This is a genomic window from Marinomonas posidonica (assembly GCF_043643765.1).
GTDB lineage: Bacteria > Pseudomonadota > Gammaproteobacteria > Pseudomonadales > Marinomonadaceae > Marinomonas > Marinomonas posidonica_A.
Map to the genome: position 1 here is coordinate 61518 of NZ_JBHZSP010000006.1, position 22542 is coordinate 84059.

Here is a 22542-nt window from a genome sequence, read left to right on the forward strand (position 1 = left end):
CACTCCTTATTCTGCGGCAACTGGGTTAACGAGGCGGCCAATTTTTTCGATCTCAACCATGACCACATCATCCGCCTTAATCTCAAGGCTTTCGGTGCGAAGTGGTGTGCCTGCGATAATCATGTCGCCAGCTTCTAGAGTGATAAAACTGCTGATATACGCGATGACTTGTTCAATGCTATGAATCATTTGGTTGGTGCTGGTTTCATGGCAGAGCGTATCATTTATGTAGGTTTTGATGGCTAAGTTTTGAGGTGTCTCGACATCTGCCGCATCCATAACCCAAGGCCCAATAGGGCAGAAAGTGTCACGACATTTTGCTTTTACCGCAGGGCGATAGAAAGACGTTTCCGCTAAGCTAACCTCATTCACTATGGTGTAGCCTTGGACGTAATCAAGCGCGCTTTCTTCCGTGACTCGGCAGGCTTTTTTGCCGATGACAATGCCCAAAGAAGGGCCAGAAAACACCGCGCCCATATCACTTGGGATTCGAATGGTATCGCCATAGCCAATATGGGTGTTGTCGGTTTTGATGTGCAAAACCGGCGTTTTAGGAGGGCTAACATGAGGCTTTTCGTTGAATTGTTTTTCTAACGATTGATAAAGTGTTTTGTCATTCAGTGCCACGCCAATAACCGCGCCACTAACTGCCGGAAGAAGACTGTTTTCTAACGGTACTTCAAAGGCCGCTTGTGCTTGTAAATTGATCACCTGATCATTTTTTTTTGTTTTGTAATGGAGCATGTGGTGTTCGTCCTAATGTGCTTAACATGTTAACTATATTTGCTTAATCCTTTTCTTCTGTCAACTCAAAAAAATCGGTTGGTTTAAAACTAAGCGTAGAAAAGATTGCCGAATCGAACTCAAGAAAATTTGTTTTGTCCTATTTTTGTCTCTTGACAATTTCCTTTATGAGGAATAATTTACTTAACATGTTAATGAGTTTTGCTCTGCTTGATGTCACTTAGATCTTTTTTATTAGGTTCTAATAATCTTGTAGAGAAGAAAAATAATCTGCTTTGAAGAGGCTATAAAAATGATAAAAAACTTAATCAACGGCAAATGGGTCGAAAGCAAAGAAACCTTCCAAACCTTCAATCCAGCCACGGGCGAAATGCTTGCTGAGGTGGCTCATGCTTCGGATGCGCAGGTAGCAGAAGCGGTTGCGGCTGCGAAAGCGGCGTTCCCTGCTTGGGCGAACATGCCTGTGGCAAAACGTTCTAAAATCATCACCAAATTAGGCGATTTGATTGCCGATAATGTAGAAGAATTGGCACAAATGGAAACCGCCGATACCGGGTTGCCTCTGTATCAGACACAAAATGCGCTGGTGCCGCGCGCTTCCAATAATTTCTATTTCTTTGCTGAAATGGCAAAACAAATGAACGGCCATACTTATCCTATGGACGATCAAATGTTGAATTATTCTTTGTATCAGCCAACCGGTGTTTGTGCGCTTATTTCCCCTTGGAACGTGCCTTTCATGACGGGAACTTGGAAAACCGCGCCTTGTTTGGCGTTGGGTAATACGGCGGTCATGAAACAGTCTGAATTATCGCCTTTGACAACGGATTTTCTAGGGAAACTGGCAATGGAAGCGGGTATTCCTGCTGGTGTATTTAATGTGGTTCATGGTTTTGGTGCGACCACAGGTAATGCCTTGATCACTAACCCTGATGTGGCGGCGATATCTTTTACCGGCGGTACGTCAACAGGCAAACATATTATTTCCACTGCGGGTTTGAAGAAGTTCTCTATGGAACTGGGTGGTAAATCTCCAGTGATGATCTTTGATGATTGCGATTATGACCGCGCTCTTGATGCGGCCGTATTTGGGATTTTTTCTATCAATGGCGAGCGCTGTACTGCAGGTTCACGTATCTTCGTACAAGAAACTATTTACGATAAATTCTGTGAAGATTTTGCCGCCCGTGCGAGTAAGATTGAAGTGGGTGATCCGACGGATATGAACACCAAAGTGGGTTCCTTGATCAGTCAGTCTCATTGGGAAAAAGTTACAGGCTATATCAAAACCGGTATCGAAGAAGGCGCAACGCTAATTGCTGGTGGACCTGAAAAACCAACAGCAGAGTTACCAGATCATCTAAAGGGTGGGCATTTTGTGCGTCCGACGGCTTTCCGTGATGTGACTAACGATATGCGTATTGCCCGTGAAGAAATTTTTGGCCCAGTTGCTGTCTTGATTCCATTTAAAGACGAAGAAGACGTGATTCGTATGGCCAATGACAACGACTATGGCTTGGCGTCTTATTTGTGGACTCAAGACAATGGCAAAGTACATCGTATTGCGCGTCGTATTGAAGCGGGTATGTTATTTGTGAATAGCCAAAACGTGCGCGATTTACGTACCCCATTCGGCGGCATGAAAGCGTCTGGTACTGGCCGTGAAGGTGGTACATACAGTTACGAAATTTTCTGCGAACCAAAGAATGTGTGTATTAGTATGGGGAGTCATCATATTCCTAAGTGGGGCGTTTAACTTTTAGATACGACTATTGCGCTCGCAAATACAGCGTTAAAAATGGACTCGGAATGCTCATTTATGACATATAAACTCCGCTTCCTCGTCCATTTTATGCCTTGTCTTTGCTTCGTTCATGACGTCGTTAAGAGGACTTAATAAAAGAGAAATTATTTCCTTTTATTTGAAACAGTATCTCTTTAGGAGGAGAGTTATATGCCACATTTTATTATTGAATACTCAGCAAACTTGGAAGAGAGATTGGATTTTCAGCCGCTTTTTAAAGCCTTCCACGAGTATGTTGTCTCGACGGGGGCGTTTCCATTGGGCGGTGTACGCAGTCGCGCCATTCGTTGTGATGATTATCGTGTTGCGGATGGGCGAGAAGACTTTGCTTTGCTGAATCTGACGCTCAAAATTGGTCACGGTCGCAGTATGGAATTGCGCCAAGAAGTGGCAGAAAGAGTATTTGAAATACTCTGTGATTGGATGAAACCCATCACGGATACGAGTTACTGCCAAATATCATTTGAATTAACGGAATTACACCCAGTCCTTAAGTTTAATAAAAATAATATTCACGCTCTCTTTAAGTAGGGTGTGACACGTTAAGAGGTTTTACCTATGGGTAAGTTAGCGCTAGCCGCCAAAATAACACATGTGCCATCCATGTATCTTTCAGAGTTAGATGGCCCAAGAAAGGGAACTCGTCAAGCCGCCATTGATGGGCATTATGAAATAGCCCGCCGTTGCAAAGAACTCAACGTGGATACCATTATTGTGTTTGATACGCATTGGTTGGTGAACGCCAATTATCACATCAATTGCGCCCCGCATTTCAAGGGCACTTACACCAGTAATGAGTTACCACACTTTATTAAGAATATGGACTATGAGGTTTATGGTAATCCTGAGTTAGGCAAAATCATTGCGAAAGTCTGTAATGAGCAAGGGGTAGAAACTCTCGCTCATGATGAAACCACACTTGCGCCAGAATACGGCACACTGGTGCCAATGCGTTATATGAACCAAGACCTGCATTTTAAAGTCATTTCTGTTTCGGCGTTGTTGACGGTTCATTACCTTAATGATTCCGCTCGTTTTGGCTGGGCGCTGCGAGAAGCCATCGAGAAGCACTATGACGGTAATGTGGCGATTTTAGCCAGTGGTTCGTTGTCGCATCGATTTGCTCAAAACGGTACAGCGCCTGATTTTGCTCATAAAATCTGGAGTCCATTCCTTGAGTCCTTAGATGAATCTGTGGTCAAAATGTGGGAAAACGCTGAATGGGATACGTTCTGTGAAATGCTACCTGAGTACGCCGCAAAAGGTCATGGCGAAGGCTTCATGCATGACACGGCTATGTTGCTTGGGGCGCTTGGGTGGTCGGAATACGATCAAAAAGTAGAAGTACTAACACCGTATTTTGGTGCGTCTGGAACAGGTCAAATCAACGCCATTTTCCCAGTATCGCCACAAACCGGAGCAGCGGTTCCTAAGCCTCAAGCATCAGTGGAAAATGGTACTTTTACTTATGGTAAAAGCCGTCTTTAATGGGTTTGATTCTGATAGGAGTACGCTATGATCCAAGCCCCGCAATTAAAACACTTTGCGACGTTAAAAGTGGAAATTGATGCGCCCTTGGAAGTGGGAGTTTCAATTCATGGTGAACGTCGAGTCATTCCGATTACGGGTGGTCATGTGCAAGGCGATGGCTGGAAGGGAAGCGTGTTAAAAGGTGGCGCGGACTTCCAGTTAATCGTTACCCCTAGAATGACGCATCTCGATGCTCAATACGTCATTGAGTTAGATAATGGTGAGTTAATCTTTATTCAGAACAAAGCCATTCGTGTCGCATCAGCAGAAGTCACACAAAAAATAAAGGCTGGCATATCAGTAGATCCAGAGCTTATTTATTTCCGCTGTAGTCCGGTTTTTGAAACGAGTTCGCCATCCATGCAATGGATAACCGAACGTGTTTTTGTTGGAACCGGTGTACGTCAGCCTGATTTAGTTGAGCTGCAAATTTTTGAAGTTTTATAGGCTTGTTTAATAATCGCTGTTTGGATTCTTTTTTAAGCAAAAGCGGTTTTATTTTCACGGCTATTTAGTTAACATGATAACTAAATAAAAATAATAACTAGAATATTAAGTAGGAGTTTCCATGCAATTAAGTGGATGGATAGAGAAGCAATATCCAGAACCCAATGTCTACCGATGGATTGGTTTGATACTTGAAGGGATCGCTGCGACGGTATTGCTATTGATCGTATTATTGACTTGTTTTGATGTAGCGGGTCGATACCTTTTTAACAATTCTATTAATGGCGCTGTTGAACTGACTCAAATCGGTTTGGCTATCATGGTATTTGCTCAAATGCCTATCATTACTTGGCGCGGTAGTCATGTTGTTGTTGATCTTTTAGATCACGTTTTAGGCAATCGCATTGTCAAAATCCTCGCTATCTTTTCTGTCTTTATTATATCGACGTCTTTTTACTTCTTAGCCGTTCGCATTTATCAGTTGGCAGAGCGTTCCCTTCGCCGCGGCGAGCTCACTGAGTATCTTGGGTTACCCTCAGGCCATATTGCTCAATACATCGCATTAATGAGTTGGGTAACGGCCGCTTGCATGCTGACCTATGGCGCTTATTGTGTATTGAAAAGTAAAAACGTTTCACAGTCGGTTGGAGAATAACGTGTCCGTTGTATTTATTGGTTTTGCCGTACTGTTAATTCTGATACTCGTCCTGCGTATGCCTATTGCGTTTGCGATGGGCATTGTAGGTTTTTTCGGCTTTGCTATCTTGCAAGGTCTTGGCTTTGATAACGTATTTTCGTTCCGCTGGACCGCACCGCTTACTCTGGCGTCTAGTCGGGTGGTCGAAACCGTGCAGGAGTATAGTCTGTCAGTCATCCCCTTATTTATTTTAATGGGGAATATTGTGACTCGGTCTGGTCTTTCTCAAGAATTATACAACGCCTCTTATGCTTTTTTGGGGCATCGTAAAGGTGGTCTTGCCATGTCGACTGTACTGGCTTGTGGCGGCTTTTCGGCTATTTGTGGTTCGAGTCTGGCGACCTCAGCGACTATGGCGAAAGTGGCTATGCCACCAATGCGTAAATTTGGCTATTCAGACAGTTTGGCCACGGCCTCTATTGCAGCAGGTGGAACCTTAGGGATATTGATTCCACCGAGTGTCATCTTAGTTATATACGGTTTACTAACCGAATCCAGTATCCGTGAGTTATTCGCGGCAGGCTTTATTCCTGGCATGTTGGGTATCGTACTGTATATGGCCGCCGTACGTTATGTGGTTTGGCGTAACCCTTCTGCAGGTCCTGCAGGTGAACGCATGACATTCAAAGAGCGCATGCTTGCACTAAAAGGTATTTGGGGTGTACTTATGCTGTTTACTATCGTCATGGGAGGAATTTATTTAGGTATTTTTACACCAACCGAAGCCGCAGGCATTGGTGCTGGTGGTGCCTTAGTGATTGGTTTCGCCCGCCGCAGCTTGAGCCTTTCTGGCTTATACGAAACACTCATTGATACGGCCAGAACCTCAGCAATGTTGTTTAGTGTGGTTATTGGGGCGCTTATATTTTCGGACTTTATTAACCGTGCAGGCTTACCTGATGCATTGTTGAGTTTTGTCACAGCATTGGATGTTGCGCCAATTGTGGTGATCTTGGTCATTCTATGTATTTACGTTGTGTTGGGTATGGTGTTTGAAAGCCTTTCAATGCTGTTACTTACGGTGCCTGTTTTCTATCCTTTGGTCGCCAGTTTAGGGTTTGATCTTGTTTGGTTCGGTATTGTCGTTGTGGTGGTCACCGAGATCAGTTTGATCACACCACCCGTAGGGATGAATGTCTTTGTGCTCAGTGCGGTGTTGAAAGACGTGAAGGCGGGAACCATTTTTAAAGGGGTAACGCCTTTTTGGTGTGTGGATATTCTTCGGCTTTTGATCATTGTTTTTGTGTTTCAAGTGTCGATGTTTTTACCAGAGCTTCTTTATAGATAGTGTGCGTTTAGTAAGGGGTGTCACCAACTTTACGGTTAAGGCGGTGACGAATAAATAGGAATCATAAACAATAGGAATAATAAAAATGATGAATTTTAAGAAAAGCCTACTTTGTGTAACGGCTGGTGCAGTGCTTTCTCTTTCAGCGACGGCTGCTGAAACAACATTACGTGTTGCCACCTGGTTACCGCCAACCAATCCACAAAATGCCACCGTTTGGCCAACTTGGAAAAAGTGGGTTGAAGAGGCTACCGAAGGTCGAGTTGAAGTGGTTATTGAAAACTATACAGGCCATCCAAAAACCATTTATGATGCCGTTGAAGATGGTATTTATGATGTCGGTTTTAGTGTAGAAGCCTATTTGCCTGGTCGTTTTAAGTTGTCAGGTGTGGCTGAAATTCCGGGTGAAATCACCGATGCTGAAACGGGTTCTGTCGCTTTATGGCGTACCTACAAAGACTATTTTGAAGCCGCGGATGAATACGAAGGCTTACACCTATTAGGCTTGTTTGTGCATGGGCCTGGTCAGCTTCATACCAAATTTCCTGTGAATTCGTTAGACGATTTAAAAGGTAAAAAAATGCGCATCGGCGGTGGGTTGATTAACGACCTTGCTGAGCGTCTTGAGGTCACTCCAGTGTCAGCGCCATCGCCTAAGTCTTATGAAATGATGCAGCAAGGTGTGGTTGATGGGACATTTTTACCGGCACAGGAACAGAAATTTTTCCGTTTAAGTGAAGTGAGTACTGACCTGACGTTATTCCCCAAAGGTTTATATACCACTGCCTTTAGTATTGTCATGAATCCAGATGTATTCGAAGATCTGAGTAAAGAAGATCAACAAGCCATTATGAGTGTTTCTGGTGAACGGTTATCGCAACTTGCTGGTGCAGCTTGGGGTAAAGCGGATGATAACGGGATTTTGGAAGCGAAAGAAAAAGGGGTGAACGTGGTATTCCTTGCTGAAAATGACCAGCGAGTGAAAGACCTAAATAAATTGGCTGAAGGTATTGATCAGCTTTGGATTAACTCAGTTGCTGATCGTGATGTTGATGCAAAAGCCGCTTTGGCCGATTTCAGAAAATACGTCAATGAAATCGACAGTCAAAAATAGTAGCCACTAAACACAGCTAAAGTGAAAATCGTTTCTTCTTAAGGAAGGGGTTCTAAGAGACGCCGGGTGACTTATCTAGGTCATCCGGCGTTTTTTATGGTTAGGCTTCTTTATACAAACCTTTGGTTGTCGCAAAAAGTCGAGTGAGTCCAAAGAGAGATTCAATATGTGGCGACTCTATCTCCAGTCTTTGTGAGAGTTCATAGACAATGCCTAGGATGGAGTCCAACTCGATGGCGCGGTTGTTTTCAACGTCTTGTAGCATGGAGGTCTTGAAGGCACCTAGCTTTTCCGTTCCTATGTGTCGAGTCTCTGGGTCTTCACTAATTTTACAATCGATCTGTTCACCGATAATCGCGGCTTCATTCATCACAGCTGAACAATATTTTCGAACAAGAGGGTCTTTTAATATCTTATCGGCCGTCGCTCCGGTAATGGCACTGACCGGATTGGTGGTCATATTGCCCCACAGTTTAAACCAAATTTCAGCTCGGATATTGTCTGAGTGTTTGGCGTCAAAACCTACTTCAGACAATATATTGGTCAGCATCTCAGCTCGTTCTGATTTACCACTGCTAGGTTCTCCGATGATCAATTTATCTCCGGCTTTATGCTGAATGACACCCGGTTCTTTTCGAATGGCGGCCGCATGGACCACCAAGCCAATGATATTTTCATAGGGGACAGCGAGGCTGTTCTTGCCATCAGGATTAACGGACTGGAATGCTTGTCCGGATTGCTTTTCAAGATCGCGGAAGAACCACCAAGGAATGCCATTCATTGCAGAAACAACCAGTGTTTTTTCATTAATCAGTGGCGCCAGCGTCGGCAAAACCTGTGCTAAGGCAGGTGTTTTTAACGCAATAAATACAATGTCTTGGACGCCAAGCTCTTCGGCAGACTTAGCGGCAATACAAGGTCGCTGAATGACTTCTCCGCCTTGCTCTAATCGCCAACCATACTTATTAAGGGCTTCTAAACTTTCTCCACGAGCTAACGCACTGACAGTGAAGTGACTATTCGTAGCAAGACGTGCACCTATGAAGCCGCCAATAGCCCCAACACCAACGATACATATTTTCATGTTATTTTTCCTTTCAATCTATGTTCTCTCTATGACGCCCAGCATGGTAAAAAAAGCATAACGATAGCAAAACACTAAAAAATATGGTGCAGCTCATGGTTTTTTATTGAGTACTAGACTGAGGCGGTTGGTAACGACTTTTTTGGCTTAAAGAGCATTTTAAAAGTAACTTTGGACGCTAAGATATGAGTAAAAATAAGCACGCCTTATGCGCAGGGTAAAGGCGTGCTTATATTGTTTGTCTGCTGATTCGTCTGCTAAGAATGCATGAGAAATCGCTTAGAGTTGCGTTAAATTAAGGTCTTCGAGACTAGAAGGGGTAATCCCTCCATAGCTCACGAATTGAGGCCTCTGGGTCGTCTACCTGTTGCGATTTAGTATCAAAACGCATTGTCGGACGTGTGTCTAAATTGTATGGCGTCCAGTCAGCGCGATCTGATTTTGCAAAGCGGATCCAGTTATCATGCATCGCTTGAGCTAATGATTCGGGAGGATTCTCACCCACCATGCCTTTCGCTTCATCACTAAGGGTTGTGTTAAACGTAAAGGGTACATCAACAAAATGAGCAGGGCCTAATCGACCGCCAAATGCAGTTGAAAACCATGAGAAGTTATAGTGCCATACAGTATTACCGTTATTCACCAAATGCTCAGCAATATGCAATGCAGGCATTCTAAATGTGTAGTCAGATTGGAGATTGACGTAACGTTCACCGATGGATTTATTTGCATAGGCTTCAGCAGGGTGACCCTTGAGTGAAAGGTCGTTTATAAATAGAGAGACTTCCTCTTTAGCGATATTGTCGATAGCACCGTTAGGGACCAAATATAATCTCGCTTCTTGATCTGTGCTGCCGACAATAATAGGGATGGACGGATCGGCATTGTTTACCAACGATTGCATTGGTGAGCCCGTAATGAGTTTATTATCAACAACGGGTAAAAAAGCCGTTCCTCCCCACGCTATCATACCCCATTCATCATGGTTGGTGATGGTTTGGCCTTGATCTATAACGGTTGAGACCAGTTGAGTAAATGGGACACTGGCGATTCCTTCGATGGTTGCCGGTACGGACAGTTTATCGGCAAAGCTCTTAGTGATACGAGCGGCTTCTGCTTGAGTAAAAGATTGCATCGGTGGGCTTTGCATGATCGCTTTTTGAAAAAGACCTTGTGCTTTTTTGATGCCGAGTAAAATGGCGACACTTTCTGCACCGGCAGACTGACCAAACAATGTCACTTTTTTGGGATCTCCACCAAACGAAGAGATGTTTTTATTGACCCACTCTAAGGCCATTATTTGATCCAAAGTACCTCGGTTATCTGGTGCGCCTTGAAGGTGCATAAAACCATCAACACCGACCCGATAATTGACAGTCACAACAATGACGCCATTTTTAGCAAAGCTGGTTCCGTTATAAACTTGCTCGCCGGCATCTTCACGAATAAAAGCGCCACCAGGCAGCCATACCATAACCGGTAATTTTTTATCTGAATGGATGGCATCTTTTGGCATCCAAATATTCAGCGTCAAATCTCCTGGTTTGCCAACCAACTCGACATTTCTACCTCGACTGGGTTGAGGCACGGGTTGGCCCATATTCGTTGCGTCCAATACTCCTTGCCATTTCCCGTACGCTTGAGGGGCTTGAAAACGACGCTCTTTGACAAAGGGGTTTTTGGCGTAAGGAATGCCATAGAAAGCCCCTACATCTTGTTGAAGCAGTCCATTTACGAGACCTTGTTGAGTCGTTATTTCGAGCGTATTTATGTTCGCTGCATACATAGGGCCTGTTCCAAGCAATAGAATACAAGCCATTATTCTGCTTGTTATCATCGTTTTTATATAGGGTTTCATGACTAATTCTCTTTGTTAATGGTTCAGTAATCGTTGAGCGCTCTCCATCTGTCACTAAGGTATGACATACCATCAAGGTGATAATTTTCCAGTCAACGGCAAATGGCACGATAGGAAATTCACGTCAAACTTTGACATGCTTGTGTTTATCAGATAGAAATTTTTGCCTTTGAAGAGCCGATTTTTGATGATGAGAGGCGCATAGAATTCGGTCAATGCTTCATTTAAAAAACAGGCTTAAATGCGCAGTTATTACGCATTTTTGCCTGTTTTTCTGACCTTTTTGGGTTTTTTAGCACAGGTTTTAATCTTAGTTCTTAAAGGATGGGTCTTGTTTTTCAACAATGCGTTTCATCGCCGCAAAAACGTCTTCACCGGCACCAAATTTCGGATCAAAGTTAAGTGACTGAGCGGTACATTTTTTGCAAATTTCTTCAGGAATGTCTCTTACAGCACCCATCGACATCGAAGCCATTTGTATTTCACAAGCACGGTTGACTAGCCACATCAGTGAGAATGCCTGTGCAAGTGATGCGCCCATCACAACAGGGCCATGATTGCGAAGCATTAATAGTGGCTTGCCGCCCGCGCTGTCTAAAATGCGTTGGCCTTCATCCATATGCAAAGTGATGCCTTCAAAATCATGATAAGCGACTTTATCCCACAGTTGAGCCGAGTAGAAATTACTGTAAGACAATCCATCTTCTAAGCAACAGACGGCAAGAGTCGGCGTTGTATGAACATGCATCACACAATGTGCATCGTCTACTTTGTCATGAATTGCGCTGTGGAAGGTAAAGCCGGCAGGGTTAATTGGCCAGTCGGAGTGACCGATAATATTGCCTTCTAGATCGACTTTTACCAGGTTAGAAGCCGTTACTTCACTGTAATGAAGACCAAATGGGTTAATTAAAAAATGATTGTCTTCGCCTGGAACTCGTACTGAAATATGGTTGTAGATGGATTCATCCCACTTTAAGTAAGCGAAAATGCGATACATTGCCGCTAAGTCGACACGGGCTTTCCATTCGGCGTCGTTAAAACGAGTTGGATGTTCAAAATTGCGAGGAGTAGTAGAAGCCATGTTAATTCTCTTTCTAGGTATTTTTGTTTATGGAAAAAACTTAGTGTTAACATGTTAAATAATTGGCTGGATATAAAAAACTAAAATGATTATGGTGTAGCTCCATATTTTTTTTATAGCTGGTGAGTATGAATACCAAACAACTTCTGTTCTTTTTAAAAACCGCAGAAATCAATAGTATTGCTGCAGCAGCACGAGCGTTAGACGTGGCACAACCCAGTGTTAGTTTGCAACTTGAAAATTTGGAGCATGAGGTTGGTGCTAAATTGTTCGATCGCAGTTTTCGTGGCGTTGTGTTAACCGAGAGCGGGCAGATTTTTAAAGCACATGCTGAGTCGATTATTCGTCAAGTCGAGCAAGCCAAGTTAGATGTACATCAATTTGAAAGAGAACCAGCAGGGCAGTTGTCCATTGGTATGACACAGCCTATTGGTAACATTATTTCAGTGCCTTTGTTGGCGTTAGTTGAGCAACATTACCCTAATATTAAATTAGAACTCTATACAGGCTTATCTTATAGCCTTTCTAATCAGCTCTTAGCGGGTGAAATCGATATTGCGATTTCCTCTCCGGATGGCAGTGATTTGAGTCAGATTCGTCAAGAAAGACTGTTCCAAGAAAAACTGTTTATTTCAATGGGAACGGATCCTAAAGTACCTGCACATCAATCGCTTAAAGAAAAGTCGACCATTACCTTTGCTGATTTAGCCGAACATGAAGTGATTGTCACTGGTGAACGGGATTCATTAGGTTATGTATTACGGCGGTACGAGAAGGAAACCGGTATTAAAATCCCTCATAAACCAGCCTATGGGCAGTTAATGACCACGTTACGTTACGTTGTTGACGGTTATGGTATGTTGTTATCGCCAACGTCTGCATTTTATCATTTACAACAAGTGGGTCAGATACACGCGTTGGAAGTGGTTGAGCCACGTTTATGGCGGGATGTGTATATTTCAACGTCGTTGAATCGCCCTGAAACGGCCATGTTAAGAGTCATTATTCCTTTGATTCATCAAGTGACTGAACAGGAGTTTAAGGCGGGTCGATGGCAAGGTCGGTTGGATCTTGCTTGATTTAGCGAGGCCTGTCCATAACTCAGCTTGGACTTTGAAGCTGAAAGTTTAATTCATTGTGGTTGTGACTCGTTTACTCTAAAACTAGTGTCAATGTCTAATTAAGGAGAGGGCTTATGACGTCTTTAGTTGAATACATTTTTAAACTAAAACGAGCTTTGTTTTCTGGGGCTTGGCATGATCGCAGAGAAAGTGATGAAACCCTTTCCAATCCTTTAGCCATGAGTGACGTCATATCACGAGACGTGCTGCAAGCTAGAATAACGGCATTATTGAGCAGGCAGTTTCAGGACGCCAAAAATAAGCAACAAAATACGAGTCATTGGGGAAACATTGGTTGGCAAGTTGAGACCGCCGCGCAGCAATGCAAAAGCATTATTAGCATGCAGGATGACGAAGAATTATTGGGGTACTTTGAGAGAGTCTTGCCAAACATGGCGAACTTAGCGGCGCGTTATCGTGTAGACAAAATGGATGAAGAGGGTTATGGCTTAGGGACGGTTCGAGAAGTTGAAAATTACCTGATTCAACAAGCGAAGATCTATGAAAACACCCTTGCAGTGAGTGAAGAGTGATGAATAGAATCATATCATCTTTTCTATTGTTTTGTTGTGCTGCGTTATCGGTGAGCGCCTTTAGCTCTGAGTCCAATCGTTTATTACTTCAGTTGAATCAGGTTAATCAAATTGCGTTAGAAAAACGTTGGATGCCTTATCAAGACACTTTGTACATAATCCATAGTGATTTTTCCACGAACGTTGCGATTGTCTCTAAAGGGCATTCCCAATGAAAAAATGACCTTGAGTTTGATTGATGGTCAGACCAGTGAGCAAATGATGGCGGCGTCTAATCTTGATCTCTATGGTTTTTGCCAGCTTCCTGAAACAGAAGAGGGCTTTACGGTTCTCTTCACTCAACGCAATGGCGGAATGGTAAACGATACGGAATTGTTGATGCTCAGCCCAGTATTTGATCAACCTAGATTAACCCGTTTAGGTCGTTTTCTACCCGAGCTCTTTGGCGCAGATCAAGGTCTTTTAGAATGTGCTAAGGGTGAAACGATACTTGATATAACACGGGCTTTCTCGCCTTGTTATTGTGCGTTCAATGAGCGATTAGAGCTGTGATCATCATTCATTGTAATTGAATGAACCATATTTCATTACCCTATCATTCGATTTCATAAACACATTGTTTCAATTTTAAGGGCTTGATCTAAATCAAATAACTGATAGTTTTGTCATTAATAAAAATAACACACAGCTAGTTAGTGGATATATCTATGATTGATTGCTTTAAAAACAATGGCATGAGTGCCTTGTTGAAATTCAAAGTCCCTCATTTACGTCTTGGCCTAGTTGCCGTCTCTTTATTGAGTCCTGCGGTTGCTGTTCAGGCTGATGCCTCTCCTTCTACTCCAAGTCGCCCCAACATTTTATTGATTATGGCAGATGATTTGGGTTACTCCGATTTAAGTGCTTATGGCAGTGAAATAAACACGCCTAATATTGATGCGCTAGCAACACAAGGGCGAATACTGACGAATTTTCATACCGCTGCAGTGTGTTCACCGACTCGAGCAAGCCTAATGACGGGTGTGGATCATCATTTGGCAGGCATCGGAAACATGGGGGAAGTGGTTGGCATAAACATTTTGCAAAATAAGCCAATCAGTGCGCCTTGGGGTAAATCGAATACTTATGATTTTGATAACATTCCAGAGGGTTATCGTGGTCATATAAGTGAAAAAACCGCCACTATGCCAGAGTTGCTCTCTGATTCCGGCTACCACACCTATATGGTTGGTAAATGGCATTTGGCGTATGATGTGAAAGCCCCAGATAAAAATCATAAACTCTGGTATCGGATTAACAAAAGTGCGTTGCCGTTTGCTAGAGGGTTTGAAAAGTCTTTTACACTGGTCAATGGTGGAGGGTCGCATTTTGCACCTTCGATGCCGCCCACTCCGCTTGATATCACAATGTATGCTGAAGATGATCGAGTGTTTCCATCTAAAATGCTACCAAAAGATTTCTTTTCTACGGAATTCTATACGAATAAGCTGATCGATTATATTGATGCCAACCATGGAGATGGTAAGCCTTTCTTTGCTTATGCAGCATACACTGCTCCACATTGGCCGCTGCAGGCGCCTCAAGCCGATATCGATGCACAAAAAGGGCGCTACGATGCAGGTTACGATGTTATTAAACAGCAGCGTTTGGCTAGAATGAAACGCCTTGGTTTAATTGATAATGTGATAGAGCCAGCGAAAGATTCGGTTGGTCCAAAGCATTGGAATGAATTGAATTCCGACGAAAAACAGAAAGAAGCTAAATCAATGGAGATTTACGCTGCGATGGTGAGTAACCTAGATCACCATGTTGGTCGTTTGGTGTCTCATTTGAAAGATATTGGTGAATACGACAATACGCTGATTGTTTTTATGTCGGACAACGGTGCGGAAGGTGCTCCAGCTTATTTGCCGAAAATACCGGGCACACAATTTGATAATTCATTGGATAATATGGGTAAGCCTGGATCTGCTGTTGCTTATGGGCCTCGTTGGGCTGAGGTAAGTTCAGCGCCTTTCCGTTTGTTTAAAGGCTTTACTGGCGCTGAAGGTGGGACCGCTTCGCCCTTCATCGTTAAGTTGGCTGGACAAACCAAGGGTAAGCCGATGTCTTCTGCTCGAATGCAGGTAGTTGATATTTTACCTACCTTCTTAGACGCTGTTGGTGTTGAGTTGCCAGGTGATCATTATAAAGGTAAATCTATCTATCCGCCTAAAGGGGCGTCGTTCTTATCGGCCTTGCAGCAATCAGATACTTTTACTAAGGTGCATTCCGATGGTACTGTGTTGGCCGATGAATTAATGGGGGCGAGCTATGTCATTCGTGGTAAATGGAAGTTGAGTCAGCAAGCGCCATTAAAGAAAGCACCAATATTCACGAAAGACGTTCCTTTTGCCTTATATGATTTGTCAAATGATCGCGGAGAAACAAAAGATTTGTCAGCTCAGTATCCTGAAGTGGTGGCTGAATTGAAGCAAGCGTATCGCGAATACATTCGTACAAACAAAGTGGTTGAGCATGCTGGCTCTTATAGTGGTCGATAAACGGACATGTCAGTTGCTGGGGGAAAGATGCGTCAAAAGGTAATGGATCGAATTAATCACTTTGGTGTGATGGCTAAGCCAAGTAGTTCGGTCTGTAATATTGACTGTACTTACTGTTTCTATCTGGAGAAAGAGCATCTTTATCCAGATAGAAAAAAACAGTGGCGTATGGATGATACGACGCTAGAAAATTACATACGTGATCAGATTCAATCCCAGCAAGGCGATGTGATTGATTTTGTTTGGCAAGGAGGTGAGCCCACGTTGTTGGGGGTGGACTTCTTTCGCCAAGCGATTGCGTTTCAGCAGCAGTACCGAGGCTATAAGACCATTACCAACTCGCTGCAAACGAATGCAACCTTGCTGGATGAGGAGTGGGCACTTTTTTTAAAAGAGCACCAGTTTTTGATTGGGGTGTCTATCGATGGAGACCGCATCAGTAATGATACCTATCGCCTTTCTCGTAAAGGAAAAAGTACCTTTGATGATACCCTTAATGGTCTTGCGTTACTTAAAAAGCATAATGTTGATTTCAATACGTTAACGGTGGTGAATGCCGAAAATGTAAAGCGACCGTTGAATGTTTATGCTTTTTTAAAGCGAATAGGCAGTCAATATATGCAGTTTATTCCTTTGGTTGAACGCAAAGCCATTGTGCCAGATAGAGATGGTTTGATATTGATTCAGCCAACGTTTGAAGGGGAATCTAACCTAGCGGAATGGTCGGTTCCAGCGAAGGCTTATGGTAAGTTTCTTAATACGATTTTTGATCATTGGATTCAGCAGGATCTGGGTAAGATTTTCGTCATGAACTTTGAGCAAACCATGAGCCAGCTAGCAGGTCGGCCGGGGGCTTGCGTGTTTAGTGAAACCTGTGGCAACGGTTTGGCAATGGAGTCCAATGGGGATGTTTATTCCTGTGATCATTATGTTTACCCTGAACATAAGCTGGGTAATGTGAATGAAACCTCGTTAATCGAGCTAGTAAATTTGCCGCAAAACCTGAAATTCGGGGAAGATAAGTTGACCAATATCAGTACCGATTGTCATCAATGTGAGGTGCGTTCAGTTTGTCATGGCGGTTGTCCAAAGCATCGATTTGAGCCCTCTAGTGATGGCTTATTAAATCGTAATTATCTATGTGATGGCTTTAAGTCACACTTTTCTCATGCTGTACCTAAAATGTCCGAAACGATCGGTTTGTTGAGTCATCAAACGCCAATAAAGAAGGTGAGGCAAGAGATAAAGAAAAGGTTCTATTCCTGACCTGCCAGAACAGATCCTTTTCTTTTCTTTGCGTTATTCTGCGTCCATGTTAGTTGCAGCTGATTTCAGTGTGTCTATTAACCAAATAAGCCCTTCGTCGTTATTTCGGTATTGATGCCACTGCACGCATTGTTTCATCGGTGGAATGTCAAAAGGCAGTGGTAGAATTTTAAGTGGCCATACTTTGGCCATTTTTCTTGCCAGTCTTGCGTGTATCGTGGCGATGTTTTCGGAGCCTATAACGAGGGCTGGCAATGAGGCAAAACTGAAGGTTGTTGCAATTAAACGACGTTTAACGCCATACCTTTGTGCGAATGATGTCTCAAAAAAGTCTTTTTTAACTACCGCAGGGCGCATTAAGACATGTCCAGCCTCCGCGTATTTTTCTGTGGTTAGCTTACCTTTTGCTATTTCGCTGTCTTTCCAGACAACGCAAACAAATTCCTCTTCATAGAGAACTTTGCTCGGGTGACTCGTTGAGACAAAATCCGATGGGATGATCAGTAGATCAGCCTTGCCTTGCTCTAACTGCTCGTCGGGGTTGTGAACCTGTGCTAAAAATTGAAAACGGGCCGTACTTTGTTGTTTTCCTACTAATTCTAAGGCATGAGGTGCTAGAACGGTTTGTGTGTAATCTGAACAAAATACGCTGAATATCCTGTCGGTTGTCTTGGGGTCGAAGCTAGGTTGTACCAGAATCGTGCTTTCAATATTGTTCAAAGCGTTGCGTACATTTGCTTTTAGACTCTCTCCCATGGGGGTGATGACCATTCTTCTGCCGATCTGTGTCAGCAGATCGTCTTCAAAATAATCTCGTAATCTCGATAGTGAATTACTTAGGGCAGAAGGGCTCATATTGAGTTGTTCTGCGCCTTTGGTGATGCTCTGGACGGTGAGGAGAGTATCTAAAGCCACCAGAAGGTTAAGGTCGAGCTTTTTAAATCGCATAAAGATTCTCGTCAATAGTTGTTCTTATTTGATCATTCGATGATATCGAATGGTTGATTCAGTTTAAAGGGTTTTTCTGAAAGGTTGCTGTAATTTACATTTAGCTTGTTCTTAAAACATAAAAATAAAATTTGAGAGGAAGAACACGTGAAAACAATCAACTCGACGCCATTTAGGCTGAAAGCGCTTGCGCTCGCAATTGTTTCTAGCACATCTACAGCTTATGCATTTCAGATAGATACAAGCAATTCTGATTTGAGAATGAGCTTAAATAATACGGTGAAATACAGTACGGCTTTTCGTCTTAAAGATCAGTCCGATGCTTTATCAACAGGAGATGCTGTCAAAAACTTAGATGATGGTAACAATAACTTTGATAAAGGTTTGGTTTCCAATCGTTTGGATTTATTCAGTGAATTTGATGTTTCGTATCAAGATCGTTTTGGTGTGCGTCTAAGTGGCGCGGCCTGGTACGACGCCGAATACAACAAAAAAAATGATAATGATACCTCCACTTCAAATAGTCCCGTTACTAACGAGTTTGTCGATAATACTAAAAAAGTAATGGGTGATGATGCCGAAATATTAGACGCCTTTGTATATGCTCGATTCCCTTTTAAAGATGGAATGGAAGGTACGGTGCGCGTAGGTCGCCACTCTCTTTTGTGGGGTGAAAGCTTGTTCTATGGCGCGAATGGTGTTGCTGCGGCAAACGGCCCTATGGACATTGTTAAGCTAACCTCGGTTCCGGGTTCAAAGACGAAAGAAACCATTCGTCCTACTGGTAAAGTCTCTTTAGATCTGCCTTTGACAGACACCGTTTCTCTTGGTGCATTTGTGGGTTACGAATGGGAGAAGTCGCGTTTGCCTCCACAAGGTGCGTATTTGTCCGCGGGTGATCCAGTTGAAGGTACTTCGGTCAAAACATTTGGCCCAAATCAATTTACAAATGAATCCGATATGGATGCTTCAGACTCAGGTCAATATGGTCTGCAACTTCGTATCACCGATTATGATTCTGATGTGGATTATGGTTTTTACGCGACCCGTTATCATGCCGCTGGGCCTAGCAACAACTACTTTATTCCTACTGGTCCTGGTACAGGCACCTACCGTTGGGCGTTTGCTGAAGGCATTGAATCCTACGGGGCGAGTATGGCCAAAACGGTCGGTCGTTGGAGTCTTGCCGGTGAAGTGTCATATCGTATGAATGCGCCATTAAACAGCGTTTCTCAAGATGACCCCAATCGCAATTTTGATAATGATAAAAATCCAGGGTATGCCGTCGGTGAGACCGCGCATGCTCAGTTTAGCTGGATAGCAAATGTGCCTACTTTTATCGCTCAAGAAGCCTCATTTTTAGGGGAAATTGCTTGGAATACGGTTGTTAAAACCACGAAGAATAAAGAGATGGCTAACCCTCTAGCAGACAAGTCTGCTGTTGCAATACGAATGATCTACAGCCCGCAATATCGTCAAGTCTTTGATGGTGTTGATTTAAACCCAACCATAGGTATAAGCCGAGCATTTGGTAAATCTGGCGCATTAGGGCCTGCTTTTGGTGTCGACGGCGGTGGTGATATTAACTTAGGTCTAAAAGCGGTTTACCTAAATAAGTGGAATTTCTCCATGAACTACGTGACTTATTATGGTGAGGAAGGTCCTTTCTTGACCGATGGGCCTAATGCTGGTGATAAGCCAAGGGCTCAGTTTAAACAAGCTCTAAAAGATCGTGATTTTATCTCTGCCTCTGTTAGTACCACCTTTTAATTTTTGGAGAATGATAATGTATAACAATAAAAAACACTCTCTTAGTGTGTTAGTTGCATCTGCAGTATTAGGTTGTTTTTCAATGGCTTCTAATGCAGCTGTTAGCCCTGAACAAGCCGCTCGATTAGGTGCGGATTTAACGCCTTTTGGTGCTGAAAAAGCAGGCAGTGCTGATGGTTCTATTCCTGCGTGGACTGGAGGATATAACAAACCTATCCCTGGCGAACAGTTAGGCGGTAAACGTCTTGATCCTTTTGCTGATGAGAAGCCTTTGTATACTGTGACTGCGGCGAATATGGATGAGTATGCTGAAAAATTAACGGATGGTGTGAAGGCGATGCTGAAAAAGTACCCAGACACATATCGTTTGAACGTTTACCCAACACATAGAACGGCAACAGCACCAGATTGGGTTTATAACTTTACCGCTCAAAATGCATTAAAAGCCACTTTAAAAGGCCATGATCTTGAGGGTGGATATGGTGGTATTCCGTTTCCGATCCCGAAAAATGGGTTGGAAGCCATTAATAACCATCGTTTAGCGTGGCGTGGCGTGAGTTGGGAAACGGAAATTAATCAGTATCAAATCACCTCAAGCGGTAAGGTGGTATTGACAACAGATGGTTTATTGAAGGTGCAAAAGCCTTATTACTTCGAAGAGGGATCGAGCGAAGAGTTTGATGGGTATTTTAACGAAATTAACTTAGAAAATTATGGGCCGCCAATTCGTGCAGGTGAAAGGATTGTTGGTCGTACTAATCTACAAGCAGATAAATCGCAATCTTACGTTTACCTAACGGGTCAACGTCGTGTTCGTAAGTTGCCGAATGCTTGCTGCGATACGCCTACTCCAGCAACAGCGGGCTTGATGTCCTTCGATGAGCTAAGTGTTTTTTCAGGTCGTACTGATGTGTTTGATTGGAAGTTGTTGGGTAAGAAAGAAATCTTGATTCCATACAATGAAAATCGCTTCCTTCAGTATAGTGACGATCAAATTGTTTCTGGTAACCACATTAACCCTGAAACGGTTCGTTGGGAGTTACACCGTGTTTGGGTGGTAGAGGCCACACTTGCTGAAGGTAAACGCCATCAAGCAGTCCGTAGCCGTTACTACTTAGATGAAGATACTTGGCAGGCATCTTTGGGTGATCGCTGGGATTCAAATGGTGAACTTTGGAAAACATTATGGCAGTTCAATTACGTTATGCCTGAGTTCCCTGGCACCATTCCGCAAACCTTTGGTTTTTATAATTTGCTCTCAGGTGAAGCGTATGTGGCGAACGTGATGAATGATAAATCATTTCACAATAAGCCAGTCGCACGTTTTCCTACCAGTACTTTCACTGGTCAAGGTTTGGCGCGTCAGGGTACACGATAAGTTTATTTAATGTTTGATTAATCTTGTTTCTTTTGTATCAAAGGGTGAGTTTTGCCTTCCCCCTTTTGGCTTTACTCGTCCTTTGATACAGGTTTTTAACAGATTGATGAGTTTAATTTTTGCAAATCAAGCTGTTTGTTCGCTTTCAAATAAAAGAAGTTGGAGTATTTATGTTTCGTTACTTTCCCACTAATTACCCATGGGATCTTTCTATTAACCTTGCTTTAGAAATGGGCGCTCGTATTGGTGAGATCCAAGAGATGTGCGCACCATTGAAAGAAGCAGCTGATGCTAAGGATGCTGCGGGCTCAAAAGCGTTTCGTGAAAGTTGGGAGCGCATGGCGGATAAGTTATGTGTGTTAGCGGAAGAAGATGAAAAGCGTGGTCGTATGATATCCGCTGGTGATAAATATGGACGTGCAGCGACTTATTATTTAACGGCTGAGCGTCTGCAAGGGCATGGTTCACCGGGTCGAGAAGCGTTATATAAGCGTTTCCAAGACATCTTTGCTCGTGGTCTTGAATTGTCTAAAGAGAATTGTGAGTTAGTTCAGATTCCGTATGAAGGAAAGTACCTTTCTGCATTGTATGTTAGAGCAGAAGGCGTGGAAGGCAAAGCGCCTGTGTTAGTGCAGGTGAACGGTTTGGATTCAACAAAAGAAATGAAATACCGAGTAGGTTTGCCTGCTTGGTTAGCGAAACGCGGCGTCTCTTCATTAATTGTGGATCAGCCTGGTACAGGCGATGCCATTCGTCAACAAGGTTTTACTGCGCGCTTCGACAGTGAGCATTGGGCAAGCCGAGTAGTGGATTGGTTGGAAACACGTGAAGAAATTGATGCGAAACGTATTGGTATGGAAGGTGTATCTCTGGGTGGTTACTACTGTCCTCGTGCGGTAGCGTTTGAGCCAAGATTTGCTTGTGGCGTAGTTTGGGGAGCGAACCATGACTGGCGTGATGTACAAAAACGTCGTTTAGAAAAAGAAGGCAGTTTTCCGGTTCCACATTATTGGGAACACGTGCGTTGGGTTTGGGGTGCAAAAGACATGGATGAGTTCATGGAGATTGCGGAAAAAGTTCACCTTGATGGCGTTCTGGATCGCATTAAAGTGCCATTCCTTGTGACCCACGGCGAAAAAGATTCACAAATCCCGCTGAAATGGGCTCATCGTACCTATGAACAATTGGTGAACAGCCCTAACCGAGAGCTAAAAGTTTTTACCGATCGTGAAGGTGGTGTGCAGCACTCTAGCTTTGATAATTCAGCTAACGCTGGCGCTTACATCGCTGATTGGGTAGCTGAAACGCTTAAAGGCCATACAGCCTAAATCCA

At 43.4% G+C, this 22542-nt stretch carries 20 protein-coding genes; 15 read left to right on the plus strand and 5 right to left on the minus strand.

The genetic code is table 11. From position 1 onward, the window contains the following. Positions 1-6: 6 nt before the first annotated feature. Complete coding sequence (locus ACHUFM_RS08295; RefSeq protein ID WP_394181310.1) at positions 7-744, minus strand: fumarylacetoacetate hydrolase family protein; 738 nt, start codon at positions 742-744, stop codon at positions 7-9. A gap of 292 nt (positions 745-1036) precedes the next feature. Between ACHUFM_RS08295 and hpaE the strand changes: the two genes are divergently transcribed. The 7 genes from hpaE (at position 1037) to ACHUFM_RS08330 (ending at position 7624) form a co-directional block, all read left to right on the plus strand. After that, positions 1037-2500, plus strand: a complete 1464-nt coding sequence (gene hpaE, locus ACHUFM_RS08300) for a 5-carboxymethyl-2-hydroxymuconate semialdehyde dehydrogenase (protein WP_394181312.1) — start codon at positions 1037-1039, stop codon at positions 2498-2500. 198 nt (positions 2501-2698) lie between these two features. After that, complete coding sequence (locus ACHUFM_RS08305; RefSeq protein ID WP_063331321.1) at positions 2699-3079, plus strand: 5-carboxymethyl-2-hydroxymuconate Delta-isomerase; 381 nt, start codon at positions 2699-2701, stop codon at positions 3077-3079. Between the two features lie 27 nt (positions 3080-3106). After that, positions 3107-4036, plus strand: coding sequence for a 3,4-dihydroxyphenylacetate 2,3-dioxygenase (hpaD, locus tag ACHUFM_RS08310; RefSeq protein WP_394181314.1), 930 nt, complete (start codon positions 3107-3109; stop codon positions 4034-4036). 27 nt (positions 4037-4063) lie between these two features. Beyond that, positions 4064-4525, plus strand: coding sequence for a DUF3237 domain-containing protein (locus tag ACHUFM_RS08315; RefSeq protein ID WP_394181316.1), 462 nt, complete (start codon positions 4064-4066; stop codon positions 4523-4525). Positions 4526-4646: 121 nt separating this feature from the next. Further along, positions 4647-5180: a TRAP transporter small permease gene (locus ACHUFM_RS08320; RefSeq protein ID WP_394181318.1), complete on the plus strand. Its 534-nt coding sequence runs from the start codon at positions 4647-4649 to the stop codon at positions 5178-5180. Between the two features lies 1 nt (position 5181). After that, positions 5182-6510 carry a TRAP transporter large permease gene (locus tag ACHUFM_RS08325; protein WP_394181320.1) on the plus strand — a complete coding sequence of 443 codons (1329 nt, stop codon included), beginning with the start codon at positions 5182-5184 and terminating at the stop codon, positions 6508-6510. 85 nt (positions 6511-6595) lie between these two features. Next, complete coding sequence (locus ACHUFM_RS08330; RefSeq protein WP_394181321.1) at positions 6596-7624, plus strand: TRAP transporter substrate-binding protein; 1029 nt, start codon at positions 6596-6598, stop codon at positions 7622-7624. A 100-nt stretch (positions 7625-7724) separates the two neighbouring features. On the opposite strand, the gene ACHUFM_RS08335 is transcribed toward ACHUFM_RS08330, so the two are convergent. The 3 genes from ACHUFM_RS08335 to ACHUFM_RS08345 all read right to left on the minus strand — a co-directional run bounded on the left by ACHUFM_RS08335 (position 7725) and on the right by ACHUFM_RS08345 (position 11650). Next, positions 7725-8708, minus strand: coding sequence for a 2-dehydropantoate 2-reductase (locus tag ACHUFM_RS08335; RefSeq protein WP_394181323.1), 984 nt, complete (start codon positions 8706-8708; stop codon positions 7725-7727). Positions 8709-9018: 310 nt separating this feature from the next. Further along, positions 9019-10527 carry a carboxylesterase/lipase family protein gene (locus tag ACHUFM_RS08340; protein ID WP_394181325.1) on the minus strand — a complete coding sequence of 503 codons (1509 nt, stop codon included), beginning with the start codon at positions 10525-10527 and terminating at the stop codon, positions 9019-9021. Between the two features lie 349 nt (positions 10528-10876). Then, on the minus strand, positions 10877-11650 hold the full coding sequence (locus tag ACHUFM_RS08345; protein ID WP_394181327.1) for a class II aldolase/adducin family protein: 774 nt from the start codon (positions 11648-11650) through the stop codon (positions 10877-10879). Between the two features lie 128 nt (positions 11651-11778). Here ACHUFM_RS08345 and ACHUFM_RS08350 point away from each other — a divergent pair, with 128 nt between their 5' ends. The 5 genes from ACHUFM_RS08350 (at position 11779) to ACHUFM_RS08370 (ending at position 17113) form a co-directional block, all read left to right on the plus strand. Continuing rightward, positions 11779-12729, plus strand: coding sequence for a LysR family transcriptional regulator (locus ACHUFM_RS08350; RefSeq protein ID WP_394181329.1), 951 nt, complete (start codon positions 11779-11781; stop codon positions 12727-12729). Between the two features lie 116 nt (positions 12730-12845). Next, on the plus strand, positions 12846-13304 hold the full coding sequence (locus tag ACHUFM_RS08355) for a hypothetical protein (RefSeq protein ID WP_394181331.1): 459 nt from the start codon (positions 12846-12848) through the stop codon (positions 13302-13304). A 219-nt stretch (positions 13305-13523) separates the two neighbouring features. Further along, a complete protein-coding gene (locus ACHUFM_RS08360; RefSeq protein ID WP_394181333.1) occupies positions 13524-13856 on the plus strand; it encodes a hypothetical protein in 333 nt (110 codons plus the stop codon). 155 nt (positions 13857-14011) lie between these two features. Then, complete coding sequence (locus ACHUFM_RS08365; RefSeq protein WP_394181335.1) at positions 14012-15847, plus strand: arylsulfatase; 1836 nt, start codon at positions 14012-14014, stop codon at positions 15845-15847. 27 nt (positions 15848-15874) lie between these two features. Beyond that, positions 15875-17113: an anaerobic sulfatase maturase gene (locus ACHUFM_RS08370; RefSeq protein WP_394181337.1), complete on the plus strand. Its 1239-nt coding sequence runs from the start codon at positions 15875-15877 to the stop codon at positions 17111-17113. 33 nt (positions 17114-17146) lie between these two features. Here the strand turns inward: ACHUFM_RS08370 and ACHUFM_RS08375 are convergent, their stop codons facing one another. Beyond that, on the minus strand, positions 17147-18061 hold the full coding sequence (locus ACHUFM_RS08375; protein WP_394181339.1) for a LysR family transcriptional regulator: 915 nt from the start codon (positions 18059-18061) through the stop codon (positions 17147-17149). 147 nt (positions 18062-18208) lie between these two features. Between ACHUFM_RS08375 and ACHUFM_RS08380 the strand changes: the two genes are divergently transcribed. From ACHUFM_RS08380 to ACHUFM_RS08390, 3 genes are all read left to right on the plus strand, one after another. After that, on the plus strand, positions 18209-19831 hold the full coding sequence (locus tag ACHUFM_RS08380) for a DUF1302 domain-containing protein (RefSeq protein WP_394181341.1): 1623 nt from the start codon (positions 18209-18211) through the stop codon (positions 19829-19831). A gap of 16 nt (positions 19832-19847) precedes the next feature. Beyond that, complete coding sequence (locus ACHUFM_RS08385) at positions 19848-21209, plus strand: DUF1329 domain-containing protein (protein WP_394181343.1); 1362 nt, start codon at positions 19848-19850, stop codon at positions 21207-21209. A gap of 170 nt (positions 21210-21379) precedes the next feature. After that, positions 21380-22537, plus strand: a complete 1158-nt coding sequence (locus tag ACHUFM_RS08390) for an alpha/beta hydrolase family protein (RefSeq protein WP_394181345.1) — start codon at positions 21380-21382, stop codon at positions 22535-22537. Positions 22538-22542 lie beyond the last annotated feature (5 nt).

What these genes read in the sequence shown, in the direction of transcription:
- ACHUFM_RS08295 (WP_394181310.1), bottom strand. Translation starts at nt 744, where the DNA reads ATGCTCCATTACAAAACAAAAAAAAATGATCAGGTGATCAATTTACAA.
- hpaE (WP_394181312.1), top strand. Translation starts at nt 1,037, where the DNA reads ATGATAAAAAACTTAATCAACGGCAAATGGGTCGAAAGCAAAGAAACC.
- ACHUFM_RS08305 (WP_063331321.1), top strand. Translation starts at nt 2,699, where the DNA reads ATGCCACATTTTATTATTGAATACTCAGCAAACTTGGAAGAGAGATTG.
- hpaD (WP_394181314.1), top strand. Translation starts at nt 3,107, where the DNA reads ATGGGTAAGTTAGCGCTAGCCGCCAAAATAACACATGTGCCATCCATG.
- ACHUFM_RS08315 (WP_394181316.1), top strand. Translation starts at nt 4,064, where the DNA reads ATGATCCAAGCCCCGCAATTAAAACACTTTGCGACGTTAAAAGTGGAA.
- ACHUFM_RS08320 (WP_394181318.1), top strand. Translation starts at nt 4,647, where the DNA reads ATGCAATTAAGTGGATGGATAGAGAAGCAATATCCAGAACCCAATGTC.
- ACHUFM_RS08330 (WP_394181321.1), top strand. Translation starts at nt 6,596, where the DNA reads ATGATGAATTTTAAGAAAAGCCTACTTTGTGTAACGGCTGGTGCAGTG.
- ACHUFM_RS08335 (WP_394181323.1), bottom strand. Translation starts at nt 8,708, where the DNA reads ATGAAAATATGTATCGTTGGTGTTGGGGCTATTGGCGGCTTCATAGGT.
- ACHUFM_RS08340 (WP_394181325.1), bottom strand. Translation starts at nt 10,527, where the DNA reads ATGGCTTGTATTCTATTGCTTGGAACAGGCCCTATGTATGCAGCGAAC.
- ACHUFM_RS08345 (WP_394181327.1), bottom strand. Translation starts at nt 11,650, where the DNA reads ATGGCTTCTACTACTCCTCGCAATTTTGAACATCCAACTCGTTTTAAC.
- ACHUFM_RS08350 (WP_394181329.1), top strand. Translation starts at nt 11,779, where the DNA reads ATGAATACCAAACAACTTCTGTTCTTTTTAAAAACCGCAGAAATCAAT.
- ACHUFM_RS08355 (WP_394181331.1), top strand. Translation starts at nt 12,846, where the DNA reads ATGACGTCTTTAGTTGAATACATTTTTAAACTAAAACGAGCTTTGTTT.
- ACHUFM_RS08360 (WP_394181333.1), top strand. Translation starts at nt 13,524, where the DNA reads ATGACCTTGAGTTTGATTGATGGTCAGACCAGTGAGCAAATGATGGCG.
- ACHUFM_RS08365 (WP_394181335.1), top strand. Translation starts at nt 14,012, where the DNA reads ATGATTGATTGCTTTAAAAACAATGGCATGAGTGCCTTGTTGAAATTC.
- ACHUFM_RS08370 (WP_394181337.1), top strand. Translation starts at nt 15,875, where the DNA reads ATGCGTCAAAAGGTAATGGATCGAATTAATCACTTTGGTGTGATGGCT.
- ACHUFM_RS08375 (WP_394181339.1), bottom strand. Translation starts at nt 18,061, where the DNA reads ATGCGATTTAAAAAGCTCGACCTTAACCTTCTGGTGGCTTTAGATACT.
- ACHUFM_RS08385 (WP_394181343.1), top strand. Translation starts at nt 19,848, where the DNA reads ATGTATAACAATAAAAAACACTCTCTTAGTGTGTTAGTTGCATCTGCA.
- ACHUFM_RS08390 (WP_394181345.1), top strand. Translation starts at nt 21,380, where the DNA reads ATGTTTCGTTACTTTCCCACTAATTACCCATGGGATCTTTCTATTAAC.